Here is an 11,787-nt window from a genome sequence, read left to right on the forward strand (position 1 = left end):
CTGCTCGCCGACCCCGATCGCCCGGTCGGCGACTGCGGCGGAGACCGCGGCCACCGCCTCGTCCTTGGCCGATTGCCCCACCGTGTAGACGAGGATGCCCTGCCAGCGGACATTGCCCGCCATCGAGGGGCGGACCGGGACCGACACGGTCTCGGCGTCGTTGGCGTAGAAGGCCACCACCGCGTCGGGGGCGGCCACCGCGAGGTCGAGTCCGGCGTTGGTGGCCGGCGCCACCTCGACCACGATGTGCACCCCGTCCGGGGCGATCCGGCGGATCTCGGCCGCCGCGTCCTGCTCCCGGTAGTTGACGACGTGGTGGGCGCCGGCCGCGGTGGCGAGCGCGGCCTTCTCCGGCCCGCTGACCGTGCTGAGGACCGTGGCACCGGCCCAACGCGCCAGCTGGATGGCCGCGTTGCCGACCGCGCCCGCCCCGCCGGCCACCAGCACCGTACGGCCGGCGAGGGCGCCGGGGGCCAGTCGCCGGGGGCCGCCGTCGGCCACCGTGAGGGTGCGGTGGGCGGTCAGGGCGGGGATGCCCAGGCTCGCGCCGAGGTCGAAGGAAGCGTGCTCCGGGAGCGGGACCGCCTGCCGGGCCGGCAGCGTCAGATACTCCTGGGCGGTGCCGTCGGCGCGTTCGTACGCGGCCTCCCAGAGCCAGACGCGCTCACCGATTCGGCTGTCCGGCACGCCGGCGCCGACCGCGTCGATGACTCCCGCGCCGTCCTGGTTCGGCACCTTCGGGCCGCCCGGGTCGGTGCTCTGCCGGGACTTCCAGTCGGTCGGATTCACGCCGGAGACGCGTACCGCGACCCGGACTTCGCCGGGGCCCGGCTCCGGGACCGGCCGGTCGGTGAGGGTGAGGACGTCGGGACTGCCGCTGGTGGTGTAGATGATCGCCTTCATGAGCCGTACAAGATACCGGCCGGCGGGTTTCTTCCCCGGTTACGTCGGTCCGGGGTTTCTTGCCGGGTTACGTCGGCTCGGGCAGCGACTCGCGGTCGGCCGCCGGGTCGATCCGCGGCGGGCGGGGGACGTAGGAGCCGGAGGAGCCGCCGTGGCCGCGATGGACCAGCAGGCCGGTCAGCGGGTCCGGCACCGCGTCCAGCGCGGCCTGGGTGCCGGGCAGCGACTTCCAGTCCAGCCACTGGCGTTCGTCGGCGAAGGCCACTTCGAGCAGCACGCCCCAACTGTGCTCGAACCACTCCCAGGACGCCGCGCCGTTGGTCACCAGCGACTCGGCGAGCAGGTGTCCGTACGCGTCACGCCACGCCGCGGCCGAGATGTCCGCGTGCTCGGCGTCCAGGATCTCTATCGACCACCAGTCCGCAGCTCTCATGCCTTCGACCATAGACACCGGCCGCGGCGGCCGGAAGGGAGGCGGCCCGGCCGACGAGTGATTTTTTACCGCGCCTACGGCCGGCTCGGCTGCCCCAGTGCCGTCTCCGCCGCCGCCAGGATCTCGGTGACGCGGGCTCCGAAGCGGGCGTCGCACGCGTGCGGGACGCCGGAGGCGATCGCCGCGGCCAGCGCGTCGATCGCCCGGCCGAAGGATGCGACGGCGGGTCCGCTGATGCCGTCCGGGTAGCCCGCGATCCCGTGCGCGCCGCGGAATTCGACCGCCACGCCGGCCCCGGCGCGCGGCGCGGTCAAGGTGAGCACCGCTGTGCTGGAGGCGCCGCTGTCGTGGCGCAGCGTCAGGTGGGTGGTATCGCCCGCGCCCCGGGCCGCGTGCACCTCGGTGACGTCGCCGAGCACCGGCAGCAGGACGGACAGCGCGTGCGGGCCGACGTCCCACAGGCCGCCCTTGTCCCGCCGCCAGGGCGAGTCGGCGAACGGGCTCGCGTCCGCGTCGGGGTCCGCGCCGAACACCGAGCCGTACCAGTCGGCGCGGCCGGTGTACCAGTCCCCCGTCGCCGCCCGCGCCTCGATCCACTCGGCGCTGGCCGGGTCGAAGCGGAGGGTGAAGAAGACGACGGAGGCCACCCCGGCCGCGGTCACCGCCTCGGCCACCGCACGGGCGTCCGCCACGTCCGCCGCGACGGGCTTGTCCAGCAGCAGGTGGCGGCCGGCCCGCGCGGCCTTGACCGCCAGCGGCGCCTGGAGGGCGGGCGGCAGCGCGATCGCCACCGCGTCGACGTCGGCGATCAGCGCGTCCGCGTCCTCGTAGACGGTGCCGCCGAACTGCCCGGTGACCTCGGCCGCCGCCTGCGGCCTGCGGCCCCACACACCGACCAGTTCCACGCCGGGGTGCGCGGCCAGCGCGGGCCCCTGCGTCATCCTGGCCCAGGGGCCCGTCCCGAACAGTCCTACCCGCATCGTCATGGCGCTCATTGTGCCCCGCGCCCGGCGCCCGGCCGGAGCCGGTACCGCGTCCGGCCGAGCGGGCGCGCGCGCCGGGTTGGGGCGCGGGGAGACGAGGGTGACCGCAAGTGACGGCTGAGCCGTAACCGCTGGTCATCCCCTTGGTACGGAAGGCGCGTTCACACGCGGTTAACAGCTGGGCAACGGCTGGGAAAAGGCCCCTTGCGACGCTGCAACCGGCCCGATCAGCGCCGCTCAGCGGCCCGCACCCGCGATCACGTTCGTTAAGGATGGCGTCACCGTGACCTACAAGGCTGAGTACATCTGGATAGACGGCACCGAGCCGACCGCGAAGCTGCGCTCCAAGACGAGGATCCTCGCCGACGGCGCGGAGCTTCCCATCTGGGGCTTCGACGGTTCCAGCACCAACCAGGCCGAGGGCCACGCCTCGGACCGCGTACTCAAGCCGGTCGCCTCCTACCCGGACCCGTTCCGCAATCCCGGCGACGTGCTGGTGATGTGCGAGGTCTTCAACATCGACGGCTCCCCGCACGAGTCCAACACGCGCGCCCCGCTGCGCGAGGTGGCCGAGAAGTTCGCCGACCAGGAGTCGCTGTTCGGCATCGAGCAGGAGTACACGTTCTTCAAGGGCTCGCGCCCGCTCGGCTTCCCCGAGGGCGGCTTCCCGGCACCGCAGGGCGGCTACTACTGCGGTGTCGGCGCCGACGAGATCTTCGGCCGCGAGATCGTCGAGAAGCACCTCGACAACTGCCTGACGGCCGGCCTCGGCATCTCGGGTATCAACGCCGAGGTCATGCCCGGGCAGTGGGAGTTCCAGGTGGGCCCGCTGAGCCCGCTGGACGTCTCCGACCAGCTGTGGGTGGCCCGCTGGCTGCTCTACCGCACCGCCGAGGACTTCGGTGTGTCCGCGACCCTGGACGCCAAGCCCGCCAAGGGCGACTGGAACGGCGCGGGCGCGCACACCAACTTCTCCACCAAGGCGATGCGCGAGAACTACGACGCGATCATCGAGGCCGCCGAGTCGCTGGGCCGCGACGACAAGCCGCTGGAGCACATCAAGCACTACGGCTCCGGCGTCGAGTCCCGCCTGACCGGCGCGCACGAGACCGCCCCGTGGAACGAGTACAGCTACGGCGTGTCGAACCGCGGCGCGTCGGTGCGTATCCCGTGGCAGGTCGAGGTGGACCAGAAGGGCTACATCGAGGACCGCCGCCCGAACGCGAACGTGGACCCGTACGTCGTCACCCGGCTGATCGTCGACACCTGCGGCTCGGCGCTGGAGAAGGCCGACCTGGTCTGATCCCGCCTTGGTCTGATCCCGACCTGGTCCGACCCGGTCCGACCCGATCCGACCTGGTCCGATCCGGTACGGCCCCGCGGGGTCGTACCGGGAGGGGCGCCCGCCGGCCGGCGGGCGCCCCTCCCCTCGCCGGGCGGCTTCTCAGGCGGTGGCCGGCACCCGCAGCAGCATGGTGAGGTGGTCGCCCTCGCGGGTGTGCTCCTGCCAGCCCTGGCTGACGTAGAAGGCGCGGGCCCTGGCGTTGGGCGCGAAGACCTCCAGGCGGGCGGTGGCGAGCTTGGCGGCCTGCCAGACGGAGACGCAGGCGCGGTGCAGCGCGGTCCCGGTGCCGGTGCGCCACACCTCGGGGTCTATGTGGAAGTGGAAGAGCTTGTCGCCCTCGTAGCGGGCGCCGAGGACCGCGAAGCCGACCAGGTGGTCGCCGCGGACCGCGCACAGCACGGTGCGCTCGCGCGAGGTGATGGCCGCCTGCGTCCCGGTCCGCTGCCGTTCCAGTTCCTCGGGGCCGCTGTAGGCCTCACTGGGCAGGTGGCCCTCGTAGTACGTCGCTCTGGCCCGGGCGTGGACGTCGCAGATGGCGTCCAGGTCCTCAATGACGGCGGGCCGGATCGTGACGTACGGAGTGCTCATGGGTACATGGACGCGCGAGGCGCCCGGTCCGTTCCCCGAAAACGCCCGGAAGTGACGCGTCTCACCGCATAGGGACCGCCAAATGCCCTTGCCTGACCGGCCGGTGCCCGCCCGGCCCGACGGCCGCCGGCCCCGCGGCCCCCGAGAGGGCTTTCCGCAACAGCCGCAAGCGGTTCCGGCACGCCGCCCGCGGCCGGCCGCTCCGTCCTACACATGGTTGATGAGGCGCACCCCGAACAGCTCCTCGATCCGGGCGATGGTGCCCGGCGGGTCCTGCGCCAGCACGGTGGTGATGCCGAGTTTGCCGGCCGGCGGCAGGTTGTGCGCGGTGTCGTCGACGAAGACGCAGTCCCCGCCGGGCAGTTCCATCAGGCCGAGCATGATGCGGTAGATCGCCGGATCCGGTTTGCGCAGCCGGTAGTCCTGGGAGATCACCACCGCGTCGTAGTCGGCGGACAGTTCGTAGCCGGCGTAGAGATCGAAGGGTCCCGGGCCGAGGCTGTTGGACAGGATGCCGACCCTGATGCCGGCCGCCCGGGCGGTGCGGGCGGCCGCGATCATCGCGGGCTGCGGCCGCAGGTCGCGCAGGACGCGGCCGAGCAGTCCGGCGCTGTCGACGCCGAGCAGCGCGGCGGTCCGGGTGTTCCACTCGGCCTGGGTGATCGCGCCGCGTTCCAGGTCCTCGTACAGGGCGCGGCCCTGGGGGTCCTCGCTGACCAGCGCGCGGAAGGTGCCGTCGGGCAGGCCGGTGCGGCGGTCGAAGCCGCGCATCGCGGCGGCGACCTCGGTGGTGAGCACGCCAGCGAAGTCGAGGATCAGGCCGGCCGGGCGGCTCATCGTCGGCACCCGGCCATGCCCGTACGGCCCGGGACCCGTCCGCCCGGAGCCGCCCGCATCCGGCCCGGCGGCCGTCCCGCCGGAGCCGCCGGCTTCCGTACCGGCGGCCCTCCCGCCGGAGTTGCCCGCATCCGCTCCGGCAGCCGTCCCCGCACCCGTTCCGGCACCTGGCCGCGTCCCCGCATCCGCATGCCGCCGATCCTGCCGGAACGGCCGCCGGGGCGGGCCGCACGCGCCGGGCGCGCACCCGGGCGGCACCCGAAGGGCCGGATGAAGGTCCCTGCGGCAACTTTCTTGCAGCCTCTTTCGCAAGCTGTTGCGGCGCTGTTACGGTCCTGCCCAGCCCGCGCCCCACCCGCCCGTTCCGCCTCGAAGGCCCCCGCGAAGGAAGTCATGAGCCAGCACCTCGCCGACGCGCCCCGCTCCGCCGCCGCCCCCGACGCCGAGGCCGCCGAGCGCGGGGACTGGTGGCGCGACGCGGTCATCTACCAGGTCTACCCGCGCAGCTTCGCCGACGGCGACGGCGACGGCATGGGCGACCTGCCGGGTGTCACCGCCCGGCTGCCGTACCTGCGGGACCTGGGAGTGGACGCGGTGTGGCTGTCGCCGTTCTACGCCTCCCCGCAGGCCGACGCGGGCTACGACGTGGCGGACTACCGCGCGGTGGACCCGGTGTTCGGCCATCTGACCGACGCCGACGAGCTGGTGCGGGCCGCGCACGCGCTGGGCCTGCGGATCATCGTGGACCTGGTGCCCAACCACTGCTCGGACCAGCACGCGTGGTTCAAGCGGGCGCTGCGCGAAGGCCCGGGCTCCCCGCTGCGCGACCGGTTCCATTTCCGGCCGGGCAAGGGCGAGCGGGGCGAACTGCCGCCCAACGACTGGGAGTCCGTCTTCGGCGGCCCGGCCTGGACCCGGACGGTGGATCCGGACGGCGGCTGCGGCGAGTGGTACCTGCACCTGTTCGCGCCCGAGCAGCCGGACTTCAACTGGGACCACCCGGCGGTGCACGACGAGTTCCGCTCGGTGCTGCGCTTCTGGCTGGACCTGGGCGCCGACGGCTTCCGGGTGGACGTGGCGCACGGTCTGATCAAGGCCGCGGGGCTGCCGGACATCGGGCACACCGAGCAGCTGTCGCTGCTGAGCACCTCGGCGACCCCGTACTTCGACCAGGACGGCGTGCACGCGATCTACCGGGACTGGCGGCGGGTGCTCGACGAATACCCGGGGGGCCGGATCGCGGTGGCCGAGGCGTGGACGCCGACGATCGAGCGGGCCGCACGCTACCTGCGGCCCGACGAGCTGCACCAGGCGTTCAACTTCGAGTACCTGACCACCCCCTGGGACCCGCGGGCGCTGCGTCGGGTCATCGACACCTCGCTGGCCGCCATGAACGCGGTGGGCGCCCCCGCCACCTGGGTGCTGTCCAACCACGACGTGACCCGGCACGCGACCCGTTTCGGCAACCCGGTGCCGCCCTTCGACCCGGCGCGGCCGGTCGCGGCCCCCACCCAGCTGCGGGAGGCCGGCGACCGGGCGCTGGGCCTGCGCCGGGCCCGGGCCGCCACCTTGCTGATGCTGGCGCTGCCCGGTTCGGCGTACCTCTACCAGGGCGAGGAGCTGGGCCTGCCCGACGTCACGGACCTGCCGGACGAGGTACGGCAGGACCCGTCGTTCTTCCGCGCGGCCGGCCAGGACGGCTTCCGCGACGGCTGCCGGGTGCCGATCCCGTGGTCCGGTACCGAGCCGCCGTACGGTTTCGGCCCGCAGGCCGGCGGGCCGAGCTGGCTGCCGCAGCCGGACAGCTGGGCCGGGCTGAGCGTCGAGGCGCAGACCGGCGACCCGGAGTCGACGCTGGAGCTGTACCGGGCGGCGATCGCGCTGCGCCGTGAGCACCCGGCGCTGGGCGCGGGCACCGAGGTGGTCTGGCTGGACGCGCCGGAGGGGGTGCTGGCCTTCCGCCGGGACAGTCCGGACAGTCGGGCCATCGGGGACGGCGCCGACAGCAGCGGCAGCAGGCAGAGCGGCGGCAGCAGGGACATCAAGGCAAGCGGGGTCGGCAAGGTCGGCGGGAGCCGCCGCGAACGCCGGGGCCTGGTCTGCACGGTCAACCTCACCGGCGAGGCGGTGACCCTGCCGGCGCCCGGCCGCGAGCTGCTGACCAGTGGCGCGCCGGCTGTCGCCGTGTCCGACGCCTCCGCCGTGTCCGACGCCTCCGCCGCCGCGTCCGCCGGGTGTCCGGCGCCCGGCGGCGATGCCGCACCGCTGGTGGCGATCGCGGCGGACACGGCCGTGTGGTGGGCGATCTGACGTGGCGGCCCTTCGTCGCCTAGCATCCGGTGCTGTGACCGCGCGGCTCGCTGACATCGCAGCCCAGGCGGGGGTCAGCGAAGCGACGGTCAGCCGGGTGCTCAACGGCAAGCCCGGAGTCTCCGACGGCACCCGGCAGTCCGTGCTGGCCGCGCTGGACCTGCTGGGCTACGAACGGCCGGTGCGGCTGCGGCAGCGCAGCGCCGGGCTGGTCGGGCTGATCACCCCCGAGCTGGACAACCCGATCTTCCCGGCCTTCGCCCAGATCATCGGGCAGGCCCTCACCCGGCACGGCTACACCCCGGTGCTGGCCACCCAGACGCCGGGCGGCTCCACTGAGGACGAGCTGGTGGAGATGCTGGTGGAGCGGGGCGTGGCCGGCATCATCTTCGCCTCCGGCCTGCACGCCGACTCCACCGCCGACACCGGGCGCTACGCCAGGCTGCGCGGGCAGGGCGTGCCGTTCGTGCTCATCAACGGCTTCTCCGAGCGGATCGACGCGCCCTTCGTGTCGCCGGACGACCGGGGGGCGATGCGGCTGGCGGTCACGCACCTGGCGGCGCTCGGCCACCGCCGGATCGGCCTGGCCGTCGGGCAGAAGCGTTTCGTCCCGGTGCGGCGCAAGATCGAGGGCTTCGTGGCGGCCACCGGCGACATCCTGGGCTGGTCGCCGCAGCAGGCGCAGGCTCTGGTCCAGCAGTCGCTGTTCACCCTGGAGGGCGGCCAGGCGGTCGCGACCGCGCTGATCTCCTCCGGCTGCACCGCGATCGTCTGCGCCTCGGACATGATGGCGCTCGGCGCGATCCGGGCGGCCAGGTCGCTGGGCCGGTCGGTGCCGGCCGAGGTGTCGGTGGTCGGTTTCGACGACTCGCCGCTGATCGCGTTCACCGACCCGCCGCTGACCACCATCCGGCAGCCGGTGGCGGCGATGAGCCAGGCCGCGGTGGACGCGCTGCTGGAGGAGATCGGCGGTACGCCCGCGCCGCACAGCGAATTCGTCTTCCTGCCCGAGCTGGTGGTCCGCGGTTCGACCGCCGCGGTGCCGGCCACCGCAGCGCCGGCCACCGCGGCGCCGAGCGACGACGGCCGGCCGACCGACCCGGCCGGTTCGTAGCGCTGCGAAACAGTACATATCTGGCAGAATCCTGACCTATGGGTGAACCGCCTGCGAAGACGACGACCGGCCGGTCGGCCGCCCGCTCGGAATCCGGCGGATCCACACTCGCCGACGGGACTGCCCCGGGGGTCGGCGTGCCGCTGTTCGAACGTGTCATCACCCGCATCCGCACCCCGCACAGCCCCAAGCTGTGGTTCGAGTTGCTGCTCATCGTCTTCAGCTACTGGCTGTACTCGCAGATCCGCAACGCGGTCCCGCAGCAGCGCGGGCTGGCGCTGCGCCACTCCCGCGGCGTCTGGTCCTTCGAACGCAATCTGGGCCTCGGGGTCGAACACGCCATCAACCACGGCATCAACTCGGTGACCTGGCTGATCGTGCCGATGAACTACTTCTACGCCACGCTGCACTTCATCGTCACCGTCAGCGTGCTGGTGTGGCTGTACCTCAATCATCCCGGGCGGTTCCGGGCCGCCCGGACGGTGGTCTTCATCACCACCTGGCTGGCCCTGGTCGGCTTCTGGCTCTTCCCGCTGGCGCCGCCGCGGCTGCTGGCCGGCGCCGGGTTCATCGACACCGTCCGGGTGCACCACACCTGGGGCTCGGTCGACCAGGGCAATCTGTCGACCGTCTCCAACCAGTACGCGGCCATGCCGTCGCTGCACATCGGCTGGTCGCTGTGGTGCGGCGTCACCGTCGCCTCGCTGGCCAAGCCGCTGTTCGTCCGGGTGCTGGCCTGCGTCTACCCGGCGCTGACGCTGCTGGTGATCATCGCCACCGGCAACCACTTCTGGATGGACGCGGTGGGCGGCGCCTTCTGCCTGACCGTCGCCTACGCGGTGGCCTCGTGGGTGTACGGCTGCTGGGTGTACCGGCTGCCGCGCTATCCACCGGGGACCCAGGAGGCGTTGGAGCATCCGTAGCCGGCCGCCCGGGCCGGCCCGCGGTCACCCCTCGTACTCGTAGAACAGCCGTTCCACCACGGCCCGGGCCCGCCGGGTGCGGCGCCGGTAGTCCTCCAGCATGTCGCCGACATGGCCCGACGGGTGCCCGAGGTAGCGGGCGACCGCGGCCAGCTCCCGCCCGTCGCTCGGGAAGGCGTCACCGGGCCGGCCGCGGACCAGCATCACCGCGTTGCGCACCCGGGTGGCCAGCACCCACGCCTCGTCCAGTACCTCGGCGTCGGCGTCGGCGATCAGCCCCTCGCTGCGGGCGGCGGCCAGCGCCGGGCGGGTGCCGGTGGTCCGCAGGGCGGGCAGCCGGGCGGCGTGCTGGAGCTGGATCAGCTGGACGGTCCATTCGATGTCGGACAGCCCGCCCCGACCCAGCTTGGCGTGGGTGGTCCGGTCCGCGCCGCGCGGGATGCGCTCGGACTCCATCCGGGCCTTGAGCCGGCGGATCTCCCGGACCGACTCCTCCTCCAGTCCGCCCGCGGGGTAGCGCAGCGGGTCGATCAGCTCGATGAACCGCTCGCCGAGCTCCGCGTCCCCGGCCACCGGCGTGGCCCGCAGCAGCGCCTGGCTCTCCCAGACCAGCGACCAGCGCTTGTAGTAGGCGGCGTACGAGGCCAGGCTGCGGACCAGCGGGCCGCTCTTGCCCTCCGGCCGCAGGTCGGCGTCCACCAGCAGCGGCGGGTCGGCGGTCGGGATCATCAGCAGGCGGCGCAGCTCGTCGGCGACGGCCAGCGCGGCCCGGCCGGCCTCGCCCGCGTCGGCGCCCTCGTAGGGGTCGTGCACGAAGAGCACATCGGCGTCCGAGCCGTAGCCGAGTTCGCGGCCGCCGAACCGGCCCATGCCGATGACCGCGAAGCGGGTGGGCAGCGCGCGCAGGTCGTTGCCGGTGACCGCGTGCACCGCGGTCCGCAGGGCGCCGGCCAGCGTCGCGGTGGTCAGGCCGTAGACGGCGGTGCCCACCCGGTCGACCAGCGCGGCGGCGTCCAGGGTGCGCTCGCCCGCCACGGTCAGCGCGACCGGGGCGCTGACCTCGGACGGGTCGCCGCCGTAGGTGTCGATCAGATCGGCGGCGGCGGTCCGGAACAGCTCGCGCCGGCGTACCCCGCGCACCACCGTGATCGCCTGCTCGGCGGTCTCGGCGCGGCCGACCGCGGCCATCACCTCCTGGGTCAGCGCGGCGCCGTCGCGCGGGGCCAGGCCGCCCGCCGAGCCGAGCAGCGCGACGGCCTCGGGGGCGCGCAGCAGCAGGTCGGGGGCGAGCCGGCCGGAGGACAGCACCCGGGCCAGCCGCTGGGCGGCGGCGCCCTCGTCCCGCAGCAGCCGCAGGTACCAGGGGGTCTTGCCGAGCGCGTCGGAGACCTTGCGGAAGCCGAGCAGTCCGGAGTCGGGGTCGGCGGATTCGGCGAACCAGCAGAGCAGCACCGGCAGCAGCGTGCGCTGGATGGCGGCCTTGCGGCTCACCCCGCTGGCCAGCGCCTCCAGATGGCGGATCGCGGCGGCCGGATCGGCGTATCCGAGGGCCTGGAGCCGCTGCCGGGCCGCGTCGGTGCTCAGGCGAGTGTCATCGCTGCCGAGCTGCGCCACCGCGTCCAGCAGCGGCCGGTAGAACAGCTTCTCGTTCAGCCGCCGCACCTCCATGGCGTGCCGCTTCCACTCCCGGTTGAGCGCGGCCACCGGCTCCGAGCGCAGGCCCAGCGAGCGGCCGAGGCGGCGCAGGTCCGCCTCGTCCTCGGGGACGAGGTGGGTGCGGCGCATCTTCTGCAGCTGGATGCGGTGCTCCATCAGCCGCAGAAAGCGGTAGGCGGCGTCCAGGGAGGCGGCGTCGGCGCGGCCCACGTAGCCGCCGGCGGCGAGTTCGGCGAGCGCGGTCAAGGTGGTGCCGCTGCGGAGCGAGGGGTCGGTGCGGCCGTGCACCAGTTGGAGCAGCTGTACGGCGAACTCGACGTCGCGCAGGCCGCCGGGGCCGAGTTTCAGCTCCCGGTCCACCTGGGCGACCGGGATGTTCTCGATGACGCGGCGGCGCATCTGCTGGACGTCGCCGACGAAGTTCTCCCGCTCGGCGGCCTGCCAGACCATCGGGCGGATGGCGTCCACGTAGGCGGCGCCGAGGTCTTCGTCGCCGGCGACCGGGCGGGCTTTGAGCAGGGCCTGGAACTCCCAGGTCTTGGCCCACCGCTTGTAGTAGGCGATGTGGCTGGACAGGGTGCGGACGAGCGGGCCGTTCTTGCCCTCGGGGCGGAGGTTGGCGTCGACCGGCCAGATGGTGCCCTCGGCGGTGCTGTCGGAACAGATCCGCATCATGCGGGCCGCCAGCCGGGTGG

Annotated in this window: 10 protein-coding genes; 4 read left to right on the plus strand and 6 right to left on the minus strand. The window is 73.7% G+C overall.

All coding sequences use genetic code 11. From position 1 onward, the window contains the following. The 3 genes from GA0115240_RS16900 to GA0115240_RS16910 form a co-directional block, all read right to left on the minus strand. Nucleotides 1-903 (minus strand): NADPH:quinone reductase (locus tag GA0115240_RS16900; RefSeq protein ID WP_093737500.1); only part of this gene is annotated, 903 nt, incomplete at its 3' end. A 67-nt stretch (nucleotides 904-970) separates the two neighbouring features. Beyond that, entirely contained in the window at nucleotides 971-1,336 is a 366-nt protein-coding gene (locus tag GA0115240_RS16905) for a hypothetical protein (protein ID WP_141708866.1), read from the minus strand. Nucleotides 1,337-1,410: 74 nt separating this feature from the next. Then, nucleotides 1,411-2,316 (minus strand): Gfo/Idh/MocA family protein, encoded by a 906-nt coding sequence (locus tag GA0115240_RS16910; RefSeq protein ID WP_093737508.1) that lies wholly within the window; start codon nucleotides 2,314-2,316, stop codon nucleotides 1,411-1,413. Between the two features lie 286 nt (nucleotides 2,317-2,602). On the opposite strand from GA0115240_RS16910, the gene glnII reads away from it, so the two are divergent. Further along, entirely contained in the window at nucleotides 2,603-3,622 is a 1,020-nt protein-coding gene (gene glnII / locus GA0115240_RS16915; RefSeq protein ID WP_093737502.1) for a glutamine synthetase, read from the plus strand. Nucleotides 3,623-3,763: 141 nt separating this feature from the next. On the opposite strand, the gene GA0115240_RS16920 is transcribed toward glnII, so the two are convergent. Together GA0115240_RS16920 and GA0115240_RS16925 are read right to left on the minus strand one after the other, a co-directional pair. Beyond that, nucleotides 3,764-4,252, minus strand: a complete 489-nt coding sequence (locus tag GA0115240_RS16920; protein ID WP_093737503.1) for a GNAT family N-acetyltransferase — start codon at nucleotides 4,250-4,252, stop codon at nucleotides 3,764-3,766. A 207-nt stretch (nucleotides 4,253-4,459) separates the two neighbouring features. After that, complete coding sequence (locus tag GA0115240_RS16925) at nucleotides 4,460-5,089, minus strand: HAD-IA family hydrolase (protein ID WP_093737504.1); 630 nt, start codon at nucleotides 5,087-5,089, stop codon at nucleotides 4,460-4,462. A gap of 393 nt (nucleotides 5,090-5,482) precedes the next feature. Between GA0115240_RS16925 and GA0115240_RS16930 the strand changes: the two genes are divergently transcribed. The 3 genes from GA0115240_RS16930 to GA0115240_RS16940 are packed head-to-tail and all read left to right on the plus strand — an operon-like array spanning nucleotide 5,483 to nucleotide 9,436. Continuing rightward, complete coding sequence (locus GA0115240_RS16930) at nucleotides 5,483-7,399, plus strand: glycoside hydrolase family 13 protein (RefSeq protein ID WP_093737505.1); 1,917 nt, start codon at nucleotides 5,483-5,485, stop codon at nucleotides 7,397-7,399. Between the two features lie 34 nt (nucleotides 7,400-7,433). Further along, nucleotides 7,434-8,513: a LacI family DNA-binding transcriptional regulator gene (locus tag GA0115240_RS16935; protein WP_256069848.1), complete on the plus strand. Its 1,080-nt coding sequence runs from the start codon at nucleotides 7,434-7,436 to the stop codon at nucleotides 8,511-8,513. A gap of 38 nt (nucleotides 8,514-8,551) precedes the next feature. Continuing rightward, nucleotides 8,552-9,436, plus strand: coding sequence for a phosphatase PAP2 family protein (locus GA0115240_RS16940; RefSeq protein ID WP_093737507.1), 885 nt, complete (start codon nucleotides 8,552-8,554; stop codon nucleotides 9,434-9,436). Nucleotides 9,437-9,460: 24 nt separating this feature from the next. Here the strand turns inward: GA0115240_RS16940 and GA0115240_RS16945 are convergent. Further along, the coding region (locus GA0115240_RS16945) for a bifunctional [glutamine synthetase] adenylyltransferase/[glutamine synthetase]-adenylyl-L-tyrosine phosphorylase (protein WP_093737509.1) at nucleotides 9,461-11,787 on the minus strand (2,327 nt) is incomplete at its 5' end.

Origin of the sequence: Streptomyces sp. DvalAA-14 (assembly GCF_900091855.1) — a bacterium.
In the GTDB taxonomy this organism is placed as follows: Bacteria; Actinomycetota; Actinomycetes; order Streptomycetales; family Streptomycetaceae; genus Actinacidiphila.

What these genes read in the sequence shown, in the direction of transcription:
- GA0115240_RS16925 (WP_093737504.1), bottom strand. Translation starts at nt 5,089, where the DNA reads ATGAGCCGCCCGGCCGGCCTGATCCTCGACTTCGCTGGCGTGCTCACC.
- GA0115240_RS16930 (WP_093737505.1), top strand. Translation starts at nt 5,483, where the DNA reads ATGAGCCAGCACCTCGCCGACGCGCCCCGCTCCGCCGCCGCCCCCGAC.
- GA0115240_RS16905 (WP_141708866.1), bottom strand. Translation starts at nt 1,336, where the DNA reads ATGAGAGCTGCGGACTGGTGGTCGATAGAGATCCTGGACGCCGAGCAC.
- GA0115240_RS16920 (WP_093737503.1), bottom strand. Translation starts at nt 4,252, where the DNA reads ATGAGCACTCCGTACGTCACGATCCGGCCCGCCGTCATTGAGGACCTG.
- GA0115240_RS16940 (WP_093737507.1), top strand. Translation starts at nt 8,552, where the DNA reads ATGGGTGAACCGCCTGCGAAGACGACGACCGGCCGGTCGGCCGCCCGC.
- GA0115240_RS16910 (WP_093737508.1), bottom strand. Translation starts at nt 2,316, where the DNA reads ATGCGGGTAGGACTGTTCGGGACGGGCCCCTGGGCCAGGATGACGCAG.